The organism is Ekhidna sp. (assembly GCF_964218185.1).
Classification (GTDB): domain Bacteria; phylum Bacteroidota; class Bacteroidia; order Cytophagales; family Cyclobacteriaceae; genus Ekhidna.
In genome coordinates this window covers 55,467-80,197 of the sequence record NZ_CAXPLV010000001.1, presented here as the reverse complement: position 1 = coordinate 80,197, position 24,731 = coordinate 55,467, and the positions used below count along the sequence as shown (strand labels likewise).

Here is a 24,731-nt window from a genome sequence, read left to right as displayed (position 1 = left end):
TTTAAAAAGACTTACAAGATTAAAACATTATGAAAAGGCAAATTATGCTTTTCTTTACTACTTTAGTAAAGGTGAGGAATGCTAAAAAATGCCTAAGCATAATTGTTAGGCCTAACTAATGGAAAACATGTATTAAAATGTGATATTTCCAATAAACGTATTTTTAGTATAGATTTGAGTGACTTACGAATAGGATTTTTTTAATTCGTTAGTCAAATAGAGATTAACTAGTTAAGAGTATTAACCAACTATGTTTGAGCAATGTTAAAGAAGGATTTATATGCCAATGTCTATATTCTGACGGCACTGGTTTTGATAGGGGCCGTAGCTTACTATGTCTTTGTCCTCCAAAAAGAAATAACAAACTCATTTAACCAGGACCCAAAAGTCGTTCAGGTTTCTGCCAATCAAACTGCTTTAGCTGAGCAGATTGTGAAAGCATCTATAGGTATGGGATACTCTCAAACCGAAAAGAACTTCGACTTCTTTAAAAATGAGTTGCGACGTATTTTCCCTCAGTGGCAAAAGGGACATCAGGCTCTTTTAAACGGTGATCCGGATGTTGGCATCACCCAGCCATCTCAAACGGACGAATACCTAGCCCTACAGGAGGAGATCAAATTTTTGTTTTTTGACATTAATACGAATGCGATTAATATTCTAGATGTTTCATTTAGTACAAATGATACGGATTTGAATCGTCAGTCTTTGAGGCGATCAATTGAGGCAATGGTTAATACAATAAGAAGGTATAACACTGCATCAGAAAATATTACCAACTACTTTGTAGAAAATGCTCAAAACAGAGGGGCTAGTATTGGTCTTGCTGAATATGTTGGATTCTCGATTTTTGTGGGGATTTTTCTTGTACAAGGATTTTTCATTTTTAGGCCACTGGTTAAGTTGGCCAGTGACAACTACTTATCTGCAAACAAGGCCTTCATTAAAGTACAGAAATCTGAGCAGCAGCTAAAAATTAACTTCCAGAAACAAAAGCTTATTAACAAGAAGCTCTACTTATCAAGGAAAGAACTTGAAGAGAAAAACCTTAAACTCGAGGAATCTGAGGCTAAGCTCTTGAAATCTTCTGAAGAGCAGATTAAGATTAACGAGCGATTGATTTCAGCTCAGGATGAACTGAACCTGGCTTATAAGAAACTTCAGGATTCAGAGGTTGAGATCAGGGAGCTGGCAGATAAACAACTTCAGGATAACGAAAAGTTATTCCTTGCAGAGAAGAAGCTTCAGTCATTGCTTGAAAATGAGCAAAAATCAAAAGAGGAGTTATCTAAGGCGCTCGAGTCACTGAAGGGTGCTCAATCACAGTTGGTACACTCTGAAAAGATGGCTTCTCTTGGTCAGCTTACAGCGGGTATTGCCCACGAGATCAACAACCCGATCAACTTTATTTCCAGTGGTATGGTGTCACTAAAAATGTCAATTGAGGCAATGAGAGAAATCTCAGAGGAATACACCAGACTTGACGATGGGGATGATCCTAAAGATGTGTTGGAGTCTGTAAAAGAACTGAAAGAGGAACACGAGTACGATGAGATTGTGGATGAGCTTGACGATCTGATCAATGACATCAACTATGGAGTGTCTCGTACCATTGAAATTGTGAAAGGTCTAAGAGTATTCTCTAGATTGGATGAAGAGGAGGCTAAAAACGCTAATGTTAATGAAAACATCGATGCGACTCTTACACTTCTTAGGAATAAGACGAAAGGTAAAATTGAGATTACCAAACACTACGATGAAAGCATGCATGATATCGAGTGTTATCCTGGTCAGCTAAATCAGGTATTCATGAATATCCTGAATAATGCGGTGCAGGCCATGCCTGACGATAAGAAGGATGCTGAGATTACAATCTACACGGAAGAGGCTGATAACGAAGTATACGTGAGAATCAAGGATAATGGAATAGGTATACCTGACGAAATTAAAAATAGGATTTGGGAGCCATTCTTTACCACAAAAGAGGTAGGTGTTGGTACCGGACTGGGAATGTCTATTACCTACGGTATTATCGAAAAGCACGGTGGTAAAATTGATCTTTCAAGTGAGGTAGGCAAGGGAACAGAGTTTGTAATCACACTGCCTAAGAAGATCACCCCAATCAAAAAGAAAGAGGATAAAGAAGTTGCAGAAAGTAATTAAACAACATTAAGTAATAGGGAAGGATGGAAGAGATTCATGACCAGCAGCAGCTAGAGCGAGGTACTAATAAGAAGAAATTTTCGCTTCTATACGTGGATGATGAAGCCACAAACCTGAGAGTATTCAAAGCTAACTTCAGGAAGTTTTTCAATGTGCACACCTCTACCAACCCCATAGAGGCAATTGATATTCTAAATCAGGAAGATATTCAGGTTATTGTGACTGACCAGCGAATGCCAGAGATGACGGGCACACAATTTCTTGAGAAGATACTACCGGATCATCCGGATGTAATCAAAATTATTCTTACTGGTTTCACGGATATTGAGGCCATCAAAGATGGAATTAACCGCTGCGGGATTTTTAAGTATATAACTAAGCCCTGGAATTTTGATGAAATGAAGGGTGTGCTCGAGCGAGCAATCGAGACGTATCAGCAAGCCGCTGAAAGCGAAGAGCACATCAAAGAGCTGGAAGACAGCAATGTGGAGTTGGAAAGCAGAGTGCGTGAGCGCACTGAGGAGTTAAATAAGATCAACAAACGACTAATAGATAGCATCAGATATGCAGGTTTGCTCCAGCAGTCAATGCTCCCTAATGATCGATACCTAAGCAGGCAGTTTAAAGATCACTTTGTGATTTTTGAAACCAAGTATTTGTTCAGCGAAGAGTTTGTATGGACCACAAGGCTGAACTTCAGATCAGAAGATTATACCGTGGTTTCTTTGATTGAGTTTGATGGAAAAGGAATTGTTGGGTCGTTGAAGACTCTTATTGCAGATTCTGTGCTCAATTACCTGACTCACGATAGAAAGATATTCCACTCTGGAGAGATAATCAATGAATTGAAGTATGAGCTGGATGCTGCAGGTTCTGATGAGTTGCAATGTGACTTGAAGGTATCTGTTGCTGTATTTGATCATAATGCTCAAACCCTACAATTTAGCGGTATCAATCAGGATATGATCGTATTTGATGGACAAAAGTCTACTTTACTGAAAGGGGATGAGGGAGATCACTTTGAAGATGCCATTGCAGATAAAATAAGTATTCAATCTGATTCATCTTACTATATGTATTCAAATGGATACTACAATCAGATGAATGAGGATGGCGTAAAGTTTTCGTATGCGAAGTTTGAAGAAATGCTGAAATCTGTTCAAGACAAACCTATGAGTGAGCAGAGAGAGTTCTTGATGAGTAATCTTCAAACCTGGAAAGCAGGTGCTAGTTTGAATGATGACATTTCGATCATAGGTTTTAAACTCTAATATTTGGGATGGCGAAAGCGAGTAGTTTTAAGCAATGGTGCACCAATAATATCAGTCCTCAGTCATGGACAAGGATATGTTTGAAACGCGTGGATGATATTAGACAAAAGGGCTATACTCTAAAGGAAATGGAGGATCTGAATCCGGATATAGACATTGATGATGAATTGATGGAATCGCTAAATTCAGCCCTTTCCGAACTTTACGAAATGACGGTTGATGAGGATATTCTAGCTCCTCAATAAAATCAACTCCTATTTTATTTCAAAACCCAGTACACATACATCATCTGTTTGACTTGTGTTTTTGGACCATTCGCTGAATGTCTTTTCGATGATTTTTTGTTGCTCGAAAAGTGGCTTGCTTGAAGATTCCTCTATTAGCTTATTAAAATTTTTGGACATAAACTTTTTGTCAAACTCTCCACCGAACTGATCTTGAAATCCATCTGAAGACAAAAAGATTCTATCCTTCACATCAAGTTGAATTTCCTCTTTAGTCAGCTGGGCATGCACTTCTTGTTCATCACCTTCAATCCCACCAACCATCTGTCTGGGGCTTTTAATGATGGTTAGTTCATCACTTCCATGCTTCATCAATCGAAGCGGTATTCCAGCTCCGGCAAATTCCATTTTCAAGGTATCCAGGTCAATCACACAAATACCAATTTCCATCCCATCCCTGTTTACCTCGTCAGTGTCACGCTGCAGCTCAAATTTTATTACTTTATCCAGTCTTGAAATGATCTTCTTAGGATCGAGGTAGTTCTGATAGTAAACAATATTTGTTAACTGGTTGCTTCCCATAATGGACATGATAGCACCCGGCACACCGTGACCGGTACAGTCACCGCAAGCAATGATCATGAACTCATTATTGCCTCTTCTTACACGCTCAAACCAGTAGAAATCACCTCCAATAATATCTTTTGGTTTATAGGTCACAAATGAATCAGGAAACACACTTTGTAACGTACTAATCGGAGGTAAGGTAGAACGCTGGATTCTTTCCGCATAGCTAATACTATCTCTGATTTGAGACGAAACAGAAACGAGCTGATTTTTCTGCATTTCAATCTGTGTTTTTTGATCAATCAGCTGCTTGTTAGTTTGTCTTTGCTCTTCAATCTGTCCAATCAAATTTTGAGACATGCTCGTCATTTGCTTAGCTAGCTTTCCAATCTCATCCTTCGACCCTATGGGCAGTTCCACGTCCAGGTTACCCTTACTCAATTCTTCTGCTGCCAAGCTCAGTTTTACAATTGGTTTAACAAAAAGGTTTGCAGCAATAAGTGATAGTATTATGGCCAATGCTAGTACAGGAAGCACGGCGTATAAGATTTGCTCTCTTATTTGCTTGAGAGGGGCATAGGCTCTCTCCTTTGGAATGCTCAGGATAAGTGTCCAGTCATTCCCGGTAAATGACAAGTAGTTCGTCTCTCTTGTCACAAAGTATAACGCATCCTGCGTTTCTAAGAAATTCACTCCAGGCTCATTCAAGCTAGATACTAGATCAAACTGACTGTAAGTGGAACTGAGAATGGAGGTCGGATCTATGTTGGAGTAAAGAACAGTACCCTCTGAATCAATTAGATGAATATCAAGGTTTCTAGACGTATCGTTGCTTAGCGCATACTCTCCAACAATCTTGAATAGCTCGTCTACCAGAATTCGACCAACTAAAACTCCCACATCCGTTTGATCATCCAATCCTTTGATTTTAGAGGCAAAGTGCATCACCACCCTGCCAACTGATTCTGATTTAGAAACATCCACGGTGGCATCCTGATCTTCGTCTAGCTTCGTCCAATAAAGGGTGTAGGGATGCTGTTTTCCAATTGACAAGCGCTTACTATCCGCTATCCGCACTCTATCGTTATCAAATACCGAGAAGGAGTAGTATAAATCATTCAGGTTTTCCAATTCTTGTAGTCTCTGAATTAGCTCCTCCTGGCTAATATTGGAGCTTCTGAAATAGGGATTCCTGGAGGCCAGGCGGATATCATTGAGCCGGGAGAACATAAACCTGCCAATGTCCGAACCTATTCCTTTGGATTGTTGAGTCATACTCACGACAATCTCTTCTTTTAGAGTTTGTTCGACTTTTTGGTCTGCAAAGAAAGATAAAACACCTGCTGTGAATAGAACCAGAAATAGGCAAAGGATGGTTAGTTTGGCGTATATGTTCATAGAATGGGTTTATCCGTTAGCACGGTAAAAATAAATGTTTTCCCATTGCTAATCTATGCCATATGATTGATAAGTCAATGAGTCAATATTGCCCTTTCTTCACCAAAGACATATTATCTTCGCCATGATAAACTAATCCGCCAATGAAGTTTACTATAATCGCCTTAATTGTATTTTCTGCTTTTACCGCCAAATCCCAAAACCTCACGATCTATCGAAGCGAACGATCTGTAGATGAGACAGTCGATAGATTGGTTGAGATAATCAAGAAGAAGAAGCTCGCATATTTTGAGACAGTAGCGCATGATAAAGTTGCTCAGGAGTATGGAGTGAAAATACCTCCAACCAGAATGATTCTGTTTGAAGATCCTAATTTGATGATAGAGCTTGTTTCTTGCAGACAAACCACAGCTTTAGATCTACCTATGAAGATTTTGGTTTGGGAAGAGAATGAAGATGTCTACATCGGCTTCTTTGATCCGAAGGTGATGAAAAAACGATTTCTGCTTCAGGAGTGTGAAGATATCATTACCAGCATGTCTCGTTTGAAAATACGCGTGGTGAACGAAGCGCTTAAAGACGGCTGAAAATTGGGATAGCCCATCTCACCTTATCCCATCTGAATTTTAACGAATCGTCAGCGAAGTAAAACAGCATCCTTTCCTGCGTTTGATCAGCATAGCGAGGCTTTACTTGCATTCTGATCACGTCAAGGGAGTCTTTGTGATTGTAAGATCCCCACTGCTCCCATTCGGAGTTGAAGATAATAGTCCACTCATCTTCGTTTGGAATGGTAAATAATGAGTAGCTGCCACTGTCCAGATCAAAGGTGTCTATACTAACATCGGCTGAAAACGATACATACGTTGCGTTATTTGCACCTGTTCTCCACATCTTTCCATAAGGCACCAAGAAGTCAGTTCCTTCTCCAAAAATCTGCCTACCTCTTACCGCTGGGCTACTAAACTCAATATATCCATTCACCTTGCCGATAGATGTACTATCAGACCTGAGAGGAGATGGCCTCTTTTCAGGATTGGTGGTACAACCGCTTATCAAATAATTGGACAGCATCAGTAATACAATGCTTCTGATGCATGATTTTGAACGAAAATATGTCCGATATTGAGAACCTGATTTCATTTGGATAGACGATAACGTACTGAAAAATAGTAGGTTACAGATTTAGGTATATTATTTGCCAGCTGAATATAAAAACTATTCATCATATGGGAATTATAGGCATTGAAATACCCCAGCTTAACGAGGAGCAGGATATTGAAGTTGAAGTTCGAGTTAATGGCATTAAAAAACAATACCAGTATCGAGTTGAAATTTTCAGATGGGACGATTGTCCGTATCCTACCGAAGATCGTGTAGAATGCATACGTCAGCTGGTAAACGGATACGATAAGAATTGGAATCTTGCTCATATCGGCTTACCAACCGATGAATACATCCCTGTTACTTTCAAGAAGAAACGTTAGAACGGTAGATCATCATCCTGGGAGAAATCCTCCTTTGCCCACTCTTGGCTAGGTGGAGGGGGAGTATCGTCACTCGCACCTGACTTTTTATCTACTCTCCAGGCTTGAAGGCTGTTGAAGTATTTTACCTCTCCCTGCGGATCTGTCCATTTTCTCCCTTTTAGGTTGAAGTTTACTGTCACATCATCCCCAATATTGATAGAGTCAAGTTGGTCACAGTTGCTCTGAATGAGTTCAAACTTTACAAACTCCGGATATTGCGGATTTTCCGCATATTCCAGAACGAATTCTCTCTTTTTAAAAGTGTCTTTAATGTTTTGCGTATCGTACTTCTCTACGATCTTACCTTCTACTATCATGTGATTTATCTAAACTATTGATCAATTTTGATGGTTCAACATGCAAGTATGACAAAGTCTAAGAAATATTTCCTGATTGGAGCAATCATTTTCATTATCATCTTAATAATTATTGCTGTTGATATAAGCAACAGAACGGTTGCGCCATGGGAGAAGGACAAAAATGAGCAGATAAATGACTAAGAATAAAATAGATATTTCGCTCATCGATCTCGAAAAAGAGAAAGACAAAATTACGGATATACCGGGCCTAATTGAATATGCCCATCATGCAGGGAGTGCAATCATCAAACCTGAGGATCGTGGCAGGATAAAAGGCACTGCAGTAGCCGCGATGCATGATCAGACTGACAGGCAATTTCGTCAGCTTTATGAGCAGATGCAAACATTGATTGAGCAGGCTAAATATCTAAAGAGCAGGGTTGAGGTCTCCGAAAGAATCTATCAGGCACACGTACCCTTCCAGCCGGTCATTGGTAAGATATACTTCTTGTACAAAAAGAAAAATGGTGAAGATCTCCTGTCAATGATTAGCCCCGATGAATGGGGAAAGAGTTTTCCGTACGAAGCGTTTGAAGCAGAGGTAAGATTACTTTCTGATCATACCTGGGAGGTTGTTAAGACGGAGAGTCAGGATTATCAGTATTGATAAATCTGAGGCCAGTATTATTACGTTGGTTCTTTGTAACCTATGATGTTAAGTCATGAAGTATCCTATTAAAGTTTGTGTTTTATTGATCTCGATAACCTTTGCAGGTTGTGGTAACAATTCCGAAGATCCAGGTATTGACTGTGGTGAGTCTGACCTATCCATTCAGGTGGTATCATCAGTAAAGTCTGATTGCGATCAGCCAGGGTCAATTACTGTAGCAGCAGAAGGTGGAGAAGGAGGATACAGCTATTCCATTGATGAAACTGCATTTCAGGATTCGGGTCTATTTACCGGGTTGTTTGCTGGGAAATTTAAGATCTATGTGCGTGATGAGGTCGGGTGTGTGGCGTCTACATCTTTTACTTTGGAGTCTGAACCTACCGGTATTACGCTGAACCTGGAAACAACTTCTTCCGACTGCTCTAACAATACGGGAACGATAACTATTAATGCAAATGGTGGTGTCGGAGAACTACTTTACTCGCTTGATGGGGGTGAGTTTTCATCCACCACAATGTATTCAAATGTTAGTCCGGAAAATCATGAAGTCACCGCCAGAGACGAAGAAGGGTGCGAGGTTAAAAAGGCTATTCGGGTCATGACCAATGTGAGTTTGAATAGTGACATCATGCCCATCATCTCAAATGAGTGTTCAATTTCAGGTTGTCATAATGGAAGTCAATCTCCCCGATTAATGACGCAAGAGGAGGTCAGACAAAATGCATCACGTGTTAAATCTGAAACGCAATCCGGATCTATGCCAAGAGATGGAAGCCTTTCTCAAACTGAAATTGATTTGATCGCATGCTGGGTAGATGATGGAGCCTTAAATAATTAGTGGTAGCTACGTTTAATGTTGTTACATTAATTATGTAACTTTATTTAACATCAAGAACCTGAGGTATGAAGAATCTAAGTCTATTGCTTTTGTTAACGTCTCTCTTGATCTATGTAGGCTGTTCAAATAACAGTGAGGAAGATCTTGAAGTGGATTGTAGTCAGTCGGATTTGTCGGTTTCCATAACCGCAACGACCGAGCCTACATGTGAAACTACTGGAAGCATCACTGTTTCCGGTTCAGGTGGTATCGCACCTTATACCTACAGCCTGGACGGTGTAATCTTTCAATCTTCATCAGAGTTTACAGGACTTGTTGCTGGTGCTTTAACGATTCATGTAATGGATTCAGATGGATGTACTGCAAAACTAAATAGCACTTTGAATACAGATGGTGGGTTAGTCGTTTCGCTCAGCTCTACTTCATCAGACTGTCTGAGTGCTACAGGTAGCATTGAAGTGACAGCTTCGGGTGGAGATGAAACCTTTACCTATTCGCTTGATGGTGGCACAGCCCAGTCTGAAAGCACTTTTAGTTCAGTTTCAAGTGGTGACCATGAGGTTACGGTTACCGATGGTGCAGGGTGTTCAGCAACGAAGAGTGTTTATGTAAATTCAGGAGTGAGTTTAATAAATGATATTATGCCACTACTTGCATCAAATTGTACAAGTGGAGCTGGAGCTGCGTGTCACGATGGAAGTAATGGATCTGATCGAAATTGGACTGTAAAAAATAATGTTATTAACAAGGCTCAAAATATTAAAGCAAGAACTCAAAGTGGAAATATGCCTAGAGCTGGCTCAGGACAAAGCCTAACCCAAGCTGAAATAGACATGATTGCATGCTGGGTAGATGATGGGGCAAAGGACAATTAACTATGATTAGAAATCTACTAATTTTCATATTGATACTCACTTCACAAATCGCCATTTCTCAGCGATTTAAGTCATCTCAATCATCCGTTATGTTCTATTCAGACGCGCCCATGGAGGACATAAAGGCTGTAAATGAGTCAGCTACTAGCTTAATTGATCTTGGAAAGAAGGCTATTGTAATAGTTGTGCCTATTAAATCTTTTGAGTTTCAGAAGAAGTTAATGCAAGAACATTTCAATGAAAATTATCTGGAGTCCGATAAATACCCTAATGCTACTTTCAAAGGAAAGATTATAGACTGGTCTGGAAATGAGGGAGTGTCAGAAGCTAGTGCCCAAGGAACTCTTGAAATACATGGAGTAAGCCAAGATGTTTCGCTATCAGGAGAGATCAATTTTCAAAATAATAAATTGAATATTTCAACCACTTTTACGATCCGTTTGGAAGATTACGACATCAAGATTCCAAAGGCATTATTTTATAATATTGCTGAGGAGGTAGAGGTGACTGCTAAATTTGAATACAAGCCATATGAGAAAAACAATTAGTCTGATTCTTCTGCTTTGTACAACTGGATTGTTAGCACAGGATGAGCTGCTTGAGATATTGGAATCTGAACAGGCAGATGAGAAGGGATACGTGTCAGCTACATTTAAAGGGACAAGGGTAATCAATGGTCATTCAATCGAAACCCGAACAAATGGTGTACTGGAGTTTATCATCAGTCATAGGTTTGGTACAATCAACTCTGGTTATGATGAGTTTTATGGACTTGATTTTTCAACAATCCGATTGGGGCTGGAGTACGGTCTGACTGACAATTTGAATATTGGAATAGGCAGAAGTTCTTTTGATAAATCAGTAGATTTTTTCGCAAAATACAGGTTTATACGTCAATCAAAAAGTAGCCCTATTACGGCAACTGCTTTCACAAGCATGGTTCGCAAAACCATAGACGAGTTGGGCTTGGAAGGTACCGATAGAAACGCCTATACTGCCCAGCTTTTAATTGCCAGGAAGTTTAGTTCTAATTTCAGTCTTCAAGTTGCTCCAACTCTAATTCAACGAAACCTGGTTGCTACCGCACAGGATGACAATCTTTTGATGGCGATTGGGATAGGAGCTCGGTATAAGGTCACAAATAGAATTGCGATAGTTTCAGAATATTATCCTCAACTTTCCGACAAGTCGGATCAGTTTCAAAATTCATTTGCCGTAGGTGTAGATATAGAGACGGGTGGTCATGTCTTCCAGCTTCATTTCACCAATGCGGTACAGATGAACGAGCGTGGATTTATTGGGGAAACAACAGATGATTTTTGGGATGGTGACATACACTATGGTTTTAATATCACCCGGGTATTTGATTTGCGACCAAATAAGTCCTGATAGCTGTAAAATTCTACTTATTCCCTAATTTCAAGGAGAAATTCGTTGTTAATGAAGCGCTACTTTTTCCTTTTGCTTATACTAGGGTTCTATTCTGCTAGTTCGCAGGATATAATTGTGACTAATGCGAGTGATACCATCAATTGTAAAATCACCAAAGTCACCAATAGTTATATTGATTTTTCTATTTTCGATAAGAGCGGGATTCTACTGGTTAGCGACCGAATTCAAACCTCTCGAGTCAAACATTTCGAGTATGGCCAGTCACAAACCGAAAACCAGCAACCAAGCACCCCAACGATTAAAAAGGAAGATCGATTTGTTTTGGAAGAATTTGAACCTTCAATGGTAAGGTTGGCACTCAGTACAGGTTATACGTATCAATTTGGAGGCTATAGAGGGTGGCCTAGTTCATATCGAAAGCAACTTCAGTCCTTATGGAATGTAGGAGGTGAGTTCCATTTTTTTCTGTCTGAAAATGTAGGCGTAGGTGCTAAATACAATTACACATTTACCAAAGCAGATGCTGATTTAGATCCTAATATCTATGGAATATCTAGTATTCGGGATGAGGAAATACGCTTTAGCTATGCCGCAATATCCCTGATGTACCGGGATTTTTTATATGATGACCAGATCATGCATTATTTTATTTCAGGCGGCCTGATTCAATACAAAACAGATGGATTGATCGATGGAGATCAATTTTATGAATCGGGAGACACCTTTGGTGTGGTGCTCGGAATTGTCTATGATTTCCTGCTTACTGAAAACTTTGGAATCGGAGTAGGGGCAGAGGTTAATATTGCCCGGCTTTCCGAAATTGAAAAGGATGGCAGAACAATACCTACTGACTTTTCGCTCACCAGGGTTGATCTCACACTTGGTATGAGATTTCTTAAATAACCTCCTTAAATATTAGCTCTCACCGCCACGATAAAATTCCTTCCTGGAGCGCTGATTCCCGATGAATAAGGTCTGTAGTGCTTGTCGAGAAGATTTTCAACTCCAGCATTCACATTGATATGTTCCGTGAATTGGTAGCTTGACTTGATGTTCAGGGTGTACCATCCGGGACTTCCTTCAGCTGTGTAGAGATAGGACTTTCGATCAAACTCCGCTGATGGTATGTCATCAGGGTCACGATCTCCATTGTATTCAACATAGAATTCAGATCGTAGTTTTTTGTCCTGGAAAGTGATGGAAGCCTTGCCGAAAATTGGTGTGGTATGTCGGAGAGGTTCATTATTGGTAATGTCTTTGCCTCCTGTGTAGCTAATCGTTTTTGATACCGCCCAGTTTGGAGCAACCTCTGCGGTATAAATTAAACTACCGCCATAAATCTCCGCGTCACCTGTGTTCACCTTCGCAAACACATCCAATGTCTCACCGTCAATGGTAGCCGTGCTGTTGCCATTCAGAGTGAAGGGTCCGTCTACAATTGCGTCATATAATCTGCTGTGAAACGCTACAATTTTGAAAAGTGAGTGATCCGACTTCCTTTGGTACGCCACCTCATAGCTCAAGGAATATTCAGGATCAAGATCGGGGTTAGGCACCACCAAACTGCTACCTACGTCAAATACCTTTCCCACATCATCCACATTAGGAGATCGAAATCCGGTGGAGATGTTGTAGCTGATTTTGTTGATATCATTGAGGTTTATTGCCAGACCAAGCGAGCCATTCAGAGCGGAATTACGAAGATCCAGCTCAGATGAATTATTTGTTATGGCAGCTTCATCCGTGGTGGTAGCCTTAAGACTGATGGTATTGTATCTCAACCCACTGTTAAACGTGACTTGTTCTGTCAATTCATTTACATAGCTGGCATATGCTGCCAATGATGTGAAGTCACTTCCCCCATCAGGATATCTGCTGCTTGTAGGTGTAATTTCTCCGGTTTCTATGTTTCTTCGGTATCCTTCCGACTCAATGTCATTGTAATAAAAATCAAGCCCATAATAGAGGTTAGATTTTGCAAATGATTTATCCAAATCCAATGCAGCAGAATACATTCCTACCTTTTCCGTTCTCACCCTCAATCGGTCATCTCCGAAGTTTCTATCATTCCTGCTCTCCTCAAAATCCTGATAAGCCAGCGTCAGTCTTGCCTGATCAAACAAGGCGTTGGGTTGGTAAAAATTCAATTTCAAATTGTGCATCTGCCAATCTTGCGGACCATAGTACCACTCAGCTGAAGCAAGCGAGTCAGAATCTGGCGTGATGGTTTCGGTAAGGTTATCATAGCGAGGGATATCAGAGGTGGTGCTGTAGTAAAAGCCATAGCTCAGGTCTATGTCGGAGGTGAGGCGATACTTTGCTTTTGAGATTGTATTGAAAAGATTGTATCCGGAGAATTTCTGAATGTTTACATCGGAGTTACTCACCAACTGATCTTCTCCGTTAATTCGCTCTACATAAAACTTGCGCTCAAACTCTCCTTCATACCCACCACTTCTTTTTGCACCGGCTCTCAAGTCATCCAGAGCGGTGTAGGTTGTAGAATGAAAGAAAGTGAATCGTTTTTGCCCAACAGAAACATCGACATGCCCGGTTCGTTCGTTTGCAGCTGTGCTATATCGTGCCAGGGCATTCCCAGAAACATCCACAATGTTGTCAGAAGACCACTTGGGCTCGATGGTATGAAAATCCATCACTCCGCCTAGTGCATCACTACCGTAGATTACAGAGCCCGGACCAAAAATCACCTCAGAGCTTTCCAGCGCATTGGCATCTATGTTGATGATGTTTTGCAGATTCCCACTTCTGAAGATGGCGTTGTTCATTCGCACACCATCTACCACCATCAATACGGAGTTGGCAGCAAAGCCCCTGATCTTTGGCGAGCCGCCTCCAAGCTGACTTTTCTGAACAAACACCTGACCTGTTCCAGCCAGCAAGTCTGCAGAAGTTTGCGGGTTCTGAAATTGAATGGTGCGTTTGTTTACGGTCATGATTTCCTGAGATACGCTTTCTTCTTCCTGCTCCCACTTATTGGCAGAGATGATCACCTCATTGAAAGACATGATCTTTTCCTTCAAGGCTAGTTTAAGATCATTTCCGAGATAAGCTACTGATTGCTGATGAAACGAGGGATGCTGGAAAAATACCAGACCTTTTGGGAAGATAGAAATATCTGCAAGTCCTTTTTCATTGGTATATGCTACATCGTTTTTGTTTTCATGGTAAATGAAAACATCGGCAATGGGTTTGCCTGTCGCATCATCTACAATTAAAGCGTTTTGTGAGAAGGAAATGAATGTGGCTAGAAAAAGTAGTGCAGTGAATTTGAGTTTAAGTCTCATTCAGTTGTTAATTTCGATTGGTATTTTATAATTCTTTTCCAAAGCAAAAATTGAGCCGTTCATGCCTATTGTAAAATCAAAATATCATAGAAGGCCATGGTATTTTTTTAACGGTCATTTCGAGACCATCATCCCCTCACTTCTTTATGAGGTGGAAGGGGTTGAGTATGAGCGAGAAAGGCTTGAATTGGAGGATGGGGATTTCCTGGATTTGGATTGGGTGAAGAATGGAAATAAACGCCTCATTGTGCTAAGCCATGGCCTGGAGGGAAGCTCGGACAGACATTACATCAAACGACCCGCTCAGTTTTTTTCAAAGAAAGGCTGGGACATTCTGGCGTGGAATAACAGAAGCTGTAGTGGTGAAATGAATAGGCTTCCAAGGTTTTACCATCATGGGGCAACAGAAGATATTGCAGCTGTGATTGATCGTGGGCTAAATGAGGGGTATAATGAGGTGGTGCTGATTGGCTACTCGATGGGTGGCGGCATGCAGCAGAAGTATCTGGGTGAACGAGACCCGGATCCGCGAATCAAAGGTGCGATATCCTTTTCGGTACCATGCAATGTGCAAAATAGTGCAGAGATGCTGAAGTCTGGAGCGAACAGGATTTATGAATACAAGTTCATTTCAAAGCTAAAAAAGAAGGTATTAGAGAAATCTGAAGTGCTGGAGATGCCTGTGGACTTGAAAAAAATCAGGAAGGTCAGAAACTTCAAAGAGCTGGATGAAGCCTTTACCCTCAAGGTTCATCCGGAATATCGGGATGCAAATGATTTTTACACGAGGATCACGAGCGATCAGTTTTTACCTAACATTAAAATACCACTACTCATCGTCAATGCCCTCAATGACCCCATGCTGGGACCTCCCTGTTATCCAATAGACCTGGCAGAACAAAGCGAGAACATATTTTTGGAAATGCCCGAAAAAGGAGGCCATGTGGGATTCACAATTCCGGGAAGCCAGTGGAGCTATATGGAAGTGGCTGCTGACTGGTTTATCAGTGAAGTTATTTCTTCTCAAACTTCAAAGCAGCTCCATTGATGCAGTATCTCAGTCCTGTTGGTTTGGGACCGTCAGGGAACACATGACCTAAATGTCCATCGCATCGAGCGCAGAGTACTTCCGTTCGAACCATGCCGTATGCTCGATCCTCTTCTTCTGCCACATTCACCGCATTGATTGGTTCATAAAAGGAGGGCCATCCCGTTCCGGATTTAAACTTGGTCTCTGATGAGAATAGGGGGAGGGCGCAGGCTGCACAAACAAATGTGCCTTCGTCTTTTACATTTAAGAGTTCGCTTGTAAATGCACGTTCCGTTCCTTTTTCCCGGAGAACATAATATTCCATTTCCGTCAGCTGGCTCTTCCATTCCGATTCCGATTTCTCAATCTTCTCTTTTACAGGAAACGCTGATTTAGGTTTATCTCCTTTTTGCTGAGCACAGGAAGAAATAGATAGCAGTATGGCGAAGAGTACGATTAGATTTTTCATATCCTACAAACGCTTTTTAGCTAGTGATCAGTTTCATTACCAGCGATAAAGGTCTTGATTAAGACTATTTGAGTATGCCCAGGTACTCATACCATGGACCTACCTCAGCAGTGTATTGCTTGGCCATCACTCTTGATATCTGAGCAATGTGTCCCAGATCATGCACCACCCAGCTGGAAAGCAGATTTCTGAGCGTCACTTTGCCTAATCCCGGATGCATTCCGGGTTTGTCCAGGTCACTTTCTTTGATGTTTAGTGACTTCAGCTTTTCCAGGTTGGACTTTCTAAGTCTGGCAAACTCATCCAACAGTTCATTGATGCTTTTGCCTTTACTTTTTTCAAACTGGGCAAACCGATCAAAGGGGTCAAAAGTTCTGGACTCACCATGCTCGAGAATGATTTTGGTTCTGGTTATCCAGTCGGTTTGTTCTCCGTGTACCAGATGCCCGATCACATCATACGGACTCCAGGTGTCCGACCCTTCATTGGGAGTGGTCCAGTCTTCGGGCAGGTCTTCAAGCAACTCCCTTAGCACAGTAGGAGTGCGTTCCAGAATAAGGATGGATTTTTGGAGGTCGAATTGCATGGATTAAAGATAAAACCATAACGTCGATTATCTAAGCACATTATCGCATTGCAAATGCTCTTTTTGTTCAGCCTCGTTACCGCTAACGCTTAAACGAGGACGAGTTTAGGGCACGTTTTATTCTCTTTTTTCTATCATCTGTCTTTTTCGCAGGGCTAGATATATAGTCAGAATTAGACCAAGGCCATAAGCTATTGCTAGAGTTCCAATGTGAGAAAGTTGGGTTAGATGGAATAATGAACCAAAGTTCATTGCTAACCCATTTGAGATGAAAAATAGAGATAGTAGAAAGATCCCTTCAAGAGGAGAATTTAAATTAAATGGATTGTTTCCTAGTTCTGGTTTTTCAATTGTTGATTTAGGGTTCTTAATCTTACCTAAGATGAAAACATAGAAAACACCACCAATAAATGCGATTACAATAAATGACAATACTAGTGTTCCAGAGTTTGCAGCAATTGCTAAAGAGGGGTTGTTGGTTGGTAAAAATTGTAATACTGCTATTGCAGTTAGTATTACAATTTCAATAATCTTAGTCTTATTCATAAGTATTGGGTGTTGAGCATAGCTTAATGTAAAACACACCTTCCCATGCAAATCGAGTTAAAGTGTGTTTTTGTTGATCCTTTCAAATATAGAATGGTAAGCCCAAATTAGAATTATTTCAGCCGCTCTATTGCCATCTGCGCTACTCGTTCTCCTATAGCCAATGAGGATGTAGCAGCAGGTGAGGGGGCATTCCCTACATTGATAAACTTGTCATGCTCCACTACCAGGAAGTCATCAATCAGTCCGCCTTTACGGTCGCAAGCTTGGGCACGAACACCAGCGCCACCTTTCACCAAATCTTTTTTCTGAATCTCGGGGATCAGCTCCTGAAGAGCCTTGGTAAAAGCTCCTTTTGAGTAAGAACGGTACATTTCACCCATTCCGGTTTTCCAGTACTTGGCAGCCACACGCATAAATCCCGGGTAAAAAAGGGTGCCAAGCAGCTCCTTCATATTAATCTGGCTTTTCTTATATCCTTCTCTCGCAAAGGCCAGCACCGCATTTGGTCCAGCCTCAATGCCACCATCAATGTGGCGGGTGAAATGAACACCGAGAAAGGGGAAATTAGGATCAGGCACTGGATAAATCAGGTTCTTTACAAGATGTTCTTTCTCGGGTTTGATTTTATAATATTCCCCTCGGAATGGAACGATCTTAAAGTCAATTTTTGCTCCGGTTAGCTTCGCAATTTTATCAGTATACAGCCCGGAGCAATTCACAACTACGCGCGTGGTAAGTCGCTCGTTTTCAGTATGAACGTGAATAAACCCACGCTCTTCTTTAAATTTCATGAGCTTGTTGGAAGAGAAAATCTCACCACCAAAGTGTTTGAATTTTTCTGCATACTTATCTGCAACCACCTTGTAATCTATTATTCCGGTTTGGGGAACATATAGTCCGCTTACTCCAGCCACGTGAGGTTCGTATTCCTTTAGTTCCTCAGCTCTCAGTTTTCTGATGTTTTTAAGGCCGTTAGCCACACCTCGTTCATACAAAGTCTTCAAGGCATCCAGCTGAGAATCTCTGGTAGCCACCACTACCTTGCCACAGAGCTCATAGGGTATTTCTTCTTCGTTGCAGAAGTCAAGGAGCATGTTGTAGCCATCCACACAGTTTTTGGCTTTATAGCTACCGGGTTTGTAGTAGAGTCCCGAATGGATTACGCCACTGTTGTGACCTGTCTGGTGCTGAGCGATGGTGCGCTCTTTTTCAATGACAGCTACCTTATAGTTAGGATTCTTTTCTTTGATTTTGAGGGCGGAGGCAAGCCCAACGATACCACCACCAATCACAACAACATTATACATATACCTGAATGACTAAGTGATGCAAAGATGTCTAGGTTTGTTTTTACAGACAAAATTATTCAGGCCACTTAATCGTGTGCTCATCTTCAAACAATGGTCCCCACTGGATTTCTTCAAGGATATCCTGATGAAGCCAGAAATTCATTCCCAATTCTTCTGAAGAAACTAAAAATTGCTCAGGATGATCTTCTGAAGATAAATCTTCGATTTCCAGGTCTTTCACGCCCAGCACATCCAACTCCTCCATAAGCTCCTCCTGATTCAATCCAATGAGTGAGCTTCCTTTAAACAGGTAATCTTCTGACGACACGGAGAGGATGGTGAGCCGCCAATCTTCTGCTTCTTCGAAGCTCAGGTCGAGCCTCAAGGGATGATACTCCCATGCATCGCTTTGGTCGCTGGCATCATCTCCGTAGTGTGTTACTTCCTGATGATCCGGCTCTCCCAGGATGGCTTTTACTTCTTCACGGCGCATGCCGAATTTGAGCTTACCCAACCCAACACCGGGGATGATCTCTACCTGAACTTTTTCCATGAGAGCAAATGTAATTTATTGAAAAGGAAGTGTAGGGTTTGTAAACCAAACTCAGTTAGGATAATTCCCCCTTTGAAGGAGGGAGTGATGGGAAGAGGGAAGGAGGGGGATGTTTTTGAAATTGGATTCATTTCATTCCAACCTATAAACGAATTAAATTTGATTAGAACCAATTCAGCTATGAAATACATACCTATTCTTATTCTTATCCTGGTTTTTTCATGTAGCCAGAAAGAAGAAACTCCCGTCACCTGGAAATCCATTGAAGGAGACCTGCAAACCCTATTGATCCAGGCGCAGGACGGAGATACGATCGCTATTCCAGAAGGAAATTTCATGTTTAAGAATCCATTGATTCTGGATGGACTTTCCAATGTGATCTTTCAGGGAGCAGGCATGGACAAGACCGTGCTGTCTTTCGAAATCCAGGAAAGCGGGGCAGAGGGCATCCGTGCAGCCAATTGTACCAACCTGACGTTTCGGGATTTCACCGTACAAGATGCGCCGGGTGATAACATTAAAGTGACCGATACCAATGGCATCCGGTTTACAAATGTGAAATCGCAATGGACGGGAGAGCCGAGCGAGGAGAATGGGGCGTATGCATTTTATCCGGTGCTTTGTAAAAATGTAATCGTGGAAAATAGTATTGCGATAGGTTCATCGGATGCCGGCATCTATGTAGGTCAGTCTGATAGCGTAATTATTCGGAATAATGAAGTTTATTTCAATGTGGCCGGGATCGAAAGTGAGAACAGCCGATGGGTGGAGATTTATGGAAACAATGCGCATGACAACACAGGCGGTATTTTGATTTTTGATATGCCGGGGTTAACACAGAGTGGACACACCACGCGTGTGTATGACAATGACGTGATAAGCAATAACCACAACAATTTTGCGCCAGAAGGCAATGTGGTTGCGGTGGTGCCTCCGGGCACGGGAATTATGATGATGGCGACCAGAAACATCGAGGTGTTTAACAACCGTATTCATCACAACAAAACAATCGGAACAGCATTGGCAAGTTATGTACTGGTAGAAGCTCTAGGTGCAGAAGAAGGATCGCAACTGGATGCTGCGAACAACATGGTCAATGAGGAATATGACCCATACCCGAACCAAATCTATTTCCATGACAATGAATTCAAAAACAAGCATTGGTTTCCTACTTTCAAGAATGATTTCGGTCTGCTGTTTATGAGGTATTTCCCTTTCAACCTTCCTGATTTCGCCATGGATGGAATCATGCCTGAAGGCGAGGAGTTTGTGATGTGTCTGGAGAATAATGGGGAGTTCAACTTCGCGAACATTGATGCAGCCAATGATTTTGAAGGAAGAACCACAGATTGGAGTGCCTATGCGTGCAATTCAGGAACTATAGCTCCCATATTTCAATGAGAGTTGGCTTTCTGATCTTCATCCTTGCTATGGGGTGTTCAGCACCTGAGAAAAAGCAGCCAATGGTTTTGGAAGAAGTAAGTCTCGGGGCAAAGGAAATGGATGACTATCCAAAATACCTGAGTGAATGGAAGCTATATCAGCAGCCAATGAGGGAGTTGGAGCCTGCCCATGATCGAATGTTCCCTTATACAATTAATGCAGCGCTCTTCTCTGATTATGCATTCAAGGCCCGGTTTATCAAGCTCCCTGATGGTGAGAAAATCAGCTACAGAGTAAATGAAGTGCTTGATTTTCCGATCGGTACTATTCTTATAAAGAACTTCTACTATCCATCTGATTTTCAAAAACCGGATGATGCAAGAAGAATTCTGGAAACCAGATTGCTTATTCACGAAGCAGAAGAGTGGAAAGCCATCGTTTATAGGTGGAATGATGAGCAGACGCAAGCTGAGCGTCTGATATTAGGTGAGCAAGTGCCCGTGGAGTGGAAGGATAAAGAAGATGTCCTTCAGCGGATAAACTATTCTATTCCATCACAACCACAATGCAAAAGTTGCCATGATCTAGGAGGAAAGTTGACCCCAATTGGTCCATCTGCCAGGCAGCTGAATCGAGATAACCAATTAATAAATTGGAATGAAGAAGGATGGATTGATTTAAAAGAAAACATTCAACTCCCTAAGTTGACAGACTATGAAAATGTAAATGAGCCACTTGACTTGAGAGCCAGAGCCTGGCTGGAGGTAAATTGTGCGCACTGTCACCGAAGAGAAGGGCCGGCCAAAAACTCAGGACTTTACTTGCTAGCGTCACAAACCGATCTTTATCGACTAGGTGTAAATAAGCCACCGATCGCCGCAGGGAAGGGGTCGGGAGGTTTGAAGTACAGCATTGTTCCTGGCAATCCAGACCAATCAATTTTAGTGCATCGAATTGAATCGTTGGAGCCAGGCGAAATGATGCCTGAGCTGGGGAGGAAACTAACTCACAGGGAGGGAGTGGAGTTGATCAGGGAGTGGATTGAAGAGATGAAATAAAAAAGGGATGAAAAACATCCCTTTTTTTATAGTCATCCTGAACTTGTTTCAGGATCTTCCTAAGGTTAAGGTAGATTCTGAAACAAATTCAGAATGACATTCAATGTAAAACAACCAAACCCTACTCTTCCAGCTTCACGGCATCTACTTCAGCCGCTTTCACTGCTTTATTGAATTCATCAATTCTCGTCTCGAAAATCTCATTAAGCATCTTCAATTGCTCATCAATTTGTGCATTTACCTCATCGTAAAAAGCAAGCGCTGAGTCGGTAGGACGATAGTTGCCCATCCCGGATAATGATCCCAAATGACCAAGCTTATTGTTTAGTCGGATAGGGAAGTTAAGTGGATCCTGACCACTCTCATTCTTAGTTTGATACAGGGCTTTTTCTATTTCAGACATATCCTTTACGATGGCTTTACCAAGCTCAGAGATTTCATCGTTCTCAGCTTTCTTCATCACATCGTTGATCTGCGCTTTCGCTTTTCTGATATTGATGATAGCTTCATGCGTTTCAGTGAGCTTATCTCTCACTTTCATAAGGAAATCAAACTGCGCCTGATAATCTGCCTGAGTTGACTCGCTTCTCGGGTCTGCAAGCAATTTGAAGTTTTGTTCTACTTCATTTCCATTCACCGTCATCTTCACTTTGTAATCTCCCGGAGTTGCAGTAGGCCCATCTGTGCTTGCCCACCACAGGATCATTCCATCAAATGTTTTTGCTCCTGGGTACTCCATGTCCCAGTTCATGGTATTGAATCCGGGCTTAACCTCCAATTTTCCTTCTTTCGCTCCTATGTCAGGGTGAGTGGAATAAGCTTTGATCAGATCTCCATCAGCTTCATGGAAAGTAACAGAGATCGTATCAGTACTGGCAGTGTCCTTCACAAAAAAGTTGACCAATACTCCACCCGGATGATTGGTGCCTGCTGTTTTGGAAGTTCTGCCATTGCCACCACCCATTCTGTAGCTATCCATGGGTTTGTATAAGTAGTGAGACTTACCATTGACTTCATTTAGCTGGTAGAGAGGGGTAAGGTCATCGATGATCCAGAAGCTTCTCCCTTGAGTTGCGGCAATCAGGTTGTTGTTTTTAATTGCCAGATCTGTAATAGGAACAATCGGCAGGTTCATTTGAAATGGTTGCCAGCTAGCACCATCATTGAATGAAACATACATTCCTGCTTCCGTTCCTGCATACAAGAGACCTTTTTGGTTCGGGTCTGCTCTTAATACTCGTGTAAAGTGTTCCGAAGCAATTCCATTGGTGATTTTTTTCCATGTTTGGCCATAATCTTCTGTTTTATACAGGTACGGCGCATAGTCACCCGATTTGTACTTAGTGCCAGCAATATACAATCCACCTTTGTTGAATGGATCAATTTCAACGCTGTTGATCATCATCCACTCAGGCATGCCCGCAGGAGTAACATTTGTCCAGTTTTTGCCTCCATCTCTGGTCACGTGTACAAGTCCATCGTCTGAGCCGGTCCATATTACCCCTTCTTCATGGTACGATTCTGTTGCAGCGAAAATGGTGCAATAGTACTCTACACTTGTGTTGTCCTTAGTAATTGGACCTCCGGACGGACCTAATTTGCTTGGATCATTTCTTGTCAGATCTGGGCTGATTACTTCCCAGGTCTGTCCCTCATTGGTAGTAACATGCAGCTGGTTAGATGCGGTATATAATCGGTCAGAATTGTGAGGGGAGAAGAAGATTGGGAAGTTCCACTGAAACCGATACTTAAACCCTTCCGCACCGTGACCCATCGGGTTATCCGGCCATACATTCACCGCTCTTACCTGCTCGTTTTCATGATCTACACGGGTCAGGAAGCCATCGTAGCTGCCACCATAGACGATTTCATTATTATCAGGATCAGGAGCAATGTGTGCACTCTCACCTCCGGCTGTGGATTCCCAATCGTCCTCATCAATGAATCGTCCGCCAGACCTGTGTCTTATTCGCACGGTAGAGTTGTCTTGCTGAGCTCCGTAAATTCGATAGGGGAATGAGTTGTCTGTAGTAACCCGATAAAACTGCGAAGTGGGCTGGTTATAATAGGTAGACCAGTTTTCCCCCGCATCATAAGATACCTGAGCACCACCATCATCACCTATAATCATACGCTGATTGTCTTCAGGAGCGATCCAAAGATCATGATGGTCTCCATGAGGAGCATTGTATGTTTCGTATGTTTTACCACCATCTGTTGATTTGTGATATCTCACGTTCAAAACATACACTCCATCTTCATCCTGTGTGTCAGCATAGATTCGCGTATAATACCAGGCTCTTTGCCGCAGGTTTCGATCCTTATTCACAAGGCGCCATGTTTTCCCAGCATCATCCGATCGGTACACTCCTCCGTCATTATTTTCAATGATCGCCCAAACTCGATTTGAATTGACAGGAGATACAGTCACTCCCGAGATACCCCAGATACCTTTTGGCAATCCATCGTTTTTAGAAATATTCGTCCAGGTATCTCCACCATCTGTACTTTTCCAAAGCCCTGAACCCTCACCGCCACTTTCCAGGCTGTATGGGGTTCTTCTGATTCGCCAGGTGGAAGCATAGAGTATTCGTGGATTATTTGGATCAAAAGTCAGGTCTACTGCTCCTGCATCAGCATTTGCAAAAAGTACTCTTTGCCAGGTCTGGCCACCATCCTTACTTCGATAAACGCCTCGCTCAGTGGAGGACTTATAGAGGTCGCCCATTACGGCGGCATATACCAGATCAGGATTTTTTGGATGAATTCTGATTCGCGAGATATGTCTTGCACTCTTCATTCCTATTTCCTGCCAGGTAGTTCCTGCGTCCACAGATTTCCACATTCCCCAACCAGAGGATACATTTCCTCTTACGGTCTTTTCTCCTCCGCCTACATACATCACGTTGTTGTCCCATTCACTCACAGCTACTGCTCCAATTGATCCTCCAAAGTATCCGTCTGAGATATTTTCCCAGGTGCTGCCACCGTCATTGGTTCGCCATACGCCACCACCTGTAGATCCCATATAGAATAAGGTGGGCTTGCCGGGTACTCCGGTTACAGCTGCTGATCTTCCGCCTCTAAATGGCCCAATGTTTCGCCATTGCATTCCATCGTATAGTTTGCTGTCGTAGGTAGGTGAGGGGGTTGAGGATTTCCCCTTTCTACGCTGTGCCTCGCCATCAATAGCTACAAGTGCAACCATCAGGCAGGCTAAAAGTATCTTCTTCATACGTCTAGGTTTTAGTTTGATTTCAAGTTAAATAATTCAAGTGGTGAA

Annotated in this window: 25 protein-coding genes; 15 read left to right on the top strand and 10 right to left on the bottom strand. The window is 41.9% G+C overall.

Features of this window, described 5'->3' with window-relative positions; all coding sequences use genetic code 11:
• Positions 1 to 261 precede the first annotated feature (261 nt).
• From ACEQZT_RS00380 to ACEQZT_RS00370, 3 genes are read left to right on the top strand one after another with little or no spacing between them, the layout of a single operon-like run.
• A complete protein-coding gene (locus ACEQZT_RS00380; protein WP_370086184.1) occupies positions 262 to 2,163 on the top strand; it encodes an ATP-binding protein in 1,902 nt (633 codons plus the stop codon).
• A gap of 23 nt (positions 2,164 to 2,186) precedes the next feature.
• Positions 2,187 to 3,434, top strand: a complete 1,248-nt coding sequence (locus ACEQZT_RS00375; RefSeq protein WP_370086183.1) for a response regulator — start codon at positions 2,187 to 2,189, stop codon at positions 3,432 to 3,434.
• A gap of 8 nt (positions 3,435 to 3,442) precedes the next feature.
• Positions 3,443 to 3,679, top strand: a complete 237-nt coding sequence (locus ACEQZT_RS00370) for a hypothetical protein (RefSeq protein ID WP_370086182.1) — start codon at positions 3,443 to 3,445, stop codon at positions 3,677 to 3,679.
• 9 nt (positions 3,680 to 3,688) lie between these two features.
• On the opposite strand, the gene ACEQZT_RS00365 is transcribed toward ACEQZT_RS00370, so the two are convergent.
• On the bottom strand, positions 3,689 to 5,623 hold the full coding sequence (locus tag ACEQZT_RS00365) for a SpoIIE family protein phosphatase (RefSeq protein WP_370086181.1): 1,935 nt from the start codon (positions 5,621 to 5,623) through the stop codon (positions 3,689 to 3,691).
• 143 nt (positions 5,624 to 5,766) lie between these two features.
• On the opposite strand from ACEQZT_RS00365, the gene ACEQZT_RS00360 reads away from it, so the two are divergent.
• Entirely contained in the window at positions 5,767 to 6,210 is a 444-nt protein-coding gene (locus ACEQZT_RS00360) for a DUF302 domain-containing protein (RefSeq protein WP_370086180.1), read from the top strand.
• Here the strand turns inward: ACEQZT_RS00360 and ACEQZT_RS00355 are convergent.
• Complete coding sequence (locus ACEQZT_RS00355; protein ID WP_372530115.1) at positions 6,197 to 6,697, bottom strand: DUF2911 domain-containing protein; 501 nt, start codon at positions 6,695 to 6,697, stop codon at positions 6,197 to 6,199. The two genes, ACEQZT_RS00360 and ACEQZT_RS00355, sit on opposite strands and share 14 nt — an antisense overlap.
• Positions 6,698 to 6,852: 155 nt before the next feature.
• Between ACEQZT_RS00355 and ACEQZT_RS00350 the strand changes: the two genes are divergently transcribed.
• Positions 6,853 to 7,110, top strand: a complete 258-nt coding sequence (locus tag ACEQZT_RS00350) for a hypothetical protein (protein WP_370086178.1) — start codon at positions 6,853 to 6,855, stop codon at positions 7,108 to 7,110.
• Here ACEQZT_RS00350 and ACEQZT_RS00345 read toward each other — a convergent pair.
• Positions 7,107 to 7,469: a DUF3127 domain-containing protein gene (locus ACEQZT_RS00345; RefSeq protein ID WP_370086177.1), complete on the bottom strand. Its 363-nt coding sequence runs from the start codon at positions 7,467 to 7,469 to the stop codon at positions 7,107 to 7,109. The genes ACEQZT_RS00350 and ACEQZT_RS00345 overlap by 4 nt on opposite strands.
• A gap of 48 nt (positions 7,470 to 7,517) precedes the next feature.
• Here ACEQZT_RS00345 and ACEQZT_RS00340 point away from each other — a divergent pair, with 48 nt between their 5' ends.
• From ACEQZT_RS00340 to ACEQZT_RS00310, 7 genes are all read left to right on the top strand, one after another.
• Positions 7,518 to 7,652, top strand: a complete 135-nt coding sequence (locus ACEQZT_RS00340; protein ID WP_370086176.1) for a hypothetical protein — start codon at positions 7,518 to 7,520, stop codon at positions 7,650 to 7,652.
• Positions 7,645 to 8,118 carry a DUF2452 domain-containing protein gene (locus ACEQZT_RS00335; protein WP_370086175.1) on the top strand — a complete coding sequence of 158 codons (474 nt, stop codon included), beginning with the start codon at positions 7,645 to 7,647 and terminating at the stop codon, positions 8,116 to 8,118. Before ACEQZT_RS00340 ends, ACEQZT_RS00335 begins: the two co-directional genes overlap by 8 nt.
• Positions 8,119 to 8,173: 55 nt before the next feature.
• Complete coding sequence (locus tag ACEQZT_RS00330; protein ID WP_370086174.1) at positions 8,174 to 8,959, top strand: hypothetical protein; 786 nt, start codon at positions 8,174 to 8,176, stop codon at positions 8,957 to 8,959.
• 65 nt (positions 8,960 to 9,024) lie between these two features.
• Entirely contained in the window at positions 9,025 to 9,834 is an 810-nt protein-coding gene (locus tag ACEQZT_RS00325; RefSeq protein ID WP_370086173.1) for a SprB repeat-containing protein, read from the top strand.
• Positions 9,835 to 9,836: 2 nt separating this feature from the next.
• A complete protein-coding gene (locus ACEQZT_RS00320; RefSeq protein ID WP_370086172.1) occupies positions 9,837 to 10,382 on the top strand; it encodes a YceI family protein in 546 nt (181 codons plus the stop codon).
• Positions 10,366 to 11,223 carry a DUF5777 family beta-barrel protein gene (locus ACEQZT_RS00315; protein ID WP_370086171.1) on the top strand — a complete coding sequence of 286 codons (858 nt, stop codon included), beginning with the start codon at positions 10,366 to 10,368 and terminating at the stop codon, positions 11,221 to 11,223. The genes ACEQZT_RS00320 and ACEQZT_RS00315 overlap by 17 nt, the downstream gene beginning before the upstream one ends.
• Before the next feature lie 51 nt (positions 11,224 to 11,274).
• A complete protein-coding gene (locus ACEQZT_RS00310) occupies positions 11,275 to 12,129 on the top strand; it encodes a hypothetical protein (RefSeq protein WP_370086170.1) in 855 nt (284 codons plus the stop codon).
• A gap of 5 nt (positions 12,130 to 12,134) precedes the next feature.
• On the opposite strand, the gene ACEQZT_RS00305 is transcribed toward ACEQZT_RS00310, so the two are convergent.
• Positions 12,135 to 14,531 carry a TonB-dependent receptor gene (locus ACEQZT_RS00305; RefSeq protein ID WP_370086169.1) on the bottom strand — a complete coding sequence of 799 codons (2,397 nt, stop codon included), beginning with the start codon at positions 14,529 to 14,531 and terminating at the stop codon, positions 12,135 to 12,137.
• Between the two features lie 61 nt (positions 14,532 to 14,592).
• On the opposite strand from ACEQZT_RS00305, the gene ACEQZT_RS00300 reads away from it, so the two are divergent.
• Positions 14,593 to 15,579: a YheT family hydrolase gene (locus ACEQZT_RS00300; RefSeq protein WP_370086168.1), complete on the top strand. Its 987-nt coding sequence runs from the start codon at positions 14,593 to 14,595 to the stop codon at positions 15,577 to 15,579.
• Here ACEQZT_RS00300 and msrB read toward each other — a convergent pair.
• From msrB to ACEQZT_RS00275, 5 genes are all read right to left on the bottom strand, one after another.
• Entirely contained in the window at positions 15,545 to 16,030 is a 486-nt protein-coding gene (gene msrB / locus ACEQZT_RS00295) for a peptide-methionine (R)-S-oxide reductase MsrB (RefSeq protein WP_370086167.1), read from the bottom strand. The genes ACEQZT_RS00300 and msrB overlap by 35 nt on opposite strands.
• Before the next feature lie 64 nt (positions 16,031 to 16,094).
• Complete coding sequence (locus ACEQZT_RS00290) at positions 16,095 to 16,616, bottom strand: DinB family protein (RefSeq protein ID WP_370086166.1); 522 nt, start codon at positions 16,614 to 16,616, stop codon at positions 16,095 to 16,097.
• A gap of 117 nt (positions 16,617 to 16,733) precedes the next feature.
• The gene (locus ACEQZT_RS00285; protein WP_370086165.1) at positions 16,734 to 17,162 is read right to left on the bottom strand and encodes a hypothetical protein; all 429 of its coding nucleotides are present in this window, start codon (positions 17,160 to 17,162) and stop codon (positions 16,734 to 16,736) included.
• A 113-nt stretch (positions 17,163 to 17,275) separates the two neighbouring features.
• Positions 17,276 to 18,472, bottom strand: a complete 1,197-nt coding sequence (lhgO, locus tag ACEQZT_RS00280) for an L-2-hydroxyglutarate oxidase (protein WP_370086164.1) — start codon at positions 18,470 to 18,472, stop codon at positions 17,276 to 17,278.
• Positions 18,473 to 18,527: 55 nt separating this feature from the next.
• Complete coding sequence (locus tag ACEQZT_RS00275) at positions 18,528 to 19,007, bottom strand: hypothetical protein (protein WP_370086163.1); 480 nt, start codon at positions 19,005 to 19,007, stop codon at positions 18,528 to 18,530.
• Positions 19,008 to 19,187: 180 nt separating this feature from the next.
• Here ACEQZT_RS00275 and ACEQZT_RS00270 point away from each other — a divergent pair, with 180 nt between their 5' ends.
• The gene (locus tag ACEQZT_RS00270; protein ID WP_370086162.1) at positions 19,188 to 20,408 is read left to right on the top strand and encodes a parallel beta-helix domain-containing protein; all 1,221 of its coding nucleotides are present in this window, start codon (positions 19,188 to 19,190) and stop codon (positions 20,406 to 20,408) included.
• Complete coding sequence (locus ACEQZT_RS00265) at positions 20,405 to 21,448, top strand: SO2930 family diheme c-type cytochrome (RefSeq protein ID WP_370086161.1); 1,044 nt, start codon at positions 20,405 to 20,407, stop codon at positions 21,446 to 21,448. The genes ACEQZT_RS00270 and ACEQZT_RS00265 overlap by 4 nt, the downstream gene beginning before the upstream one ends.
• A 121-nt stretch (positions 21,449 to 21,569) precedes the next feature.
• On the opposite strand, the gene ACEQZT_RS00260 is transcribed toward ACEQZT_RS00265, so the two are convergent.
• Positions 21,570 to 24,683: a WD40/YVTN/BNR-like repeat-containing protein gene (locus ACEQZT_RS00260; RefSeq protein WP_370086160.1), complete on the bottom strand. Its 3,114-nt coding sequence runs from the start codon at positions 24,681 to 24,683 to the stop codon at positions 21,570 to 21,572.
• Between the last annotated feature and the right edge of the window lie 48 nt (positions 24,684 to 24,731).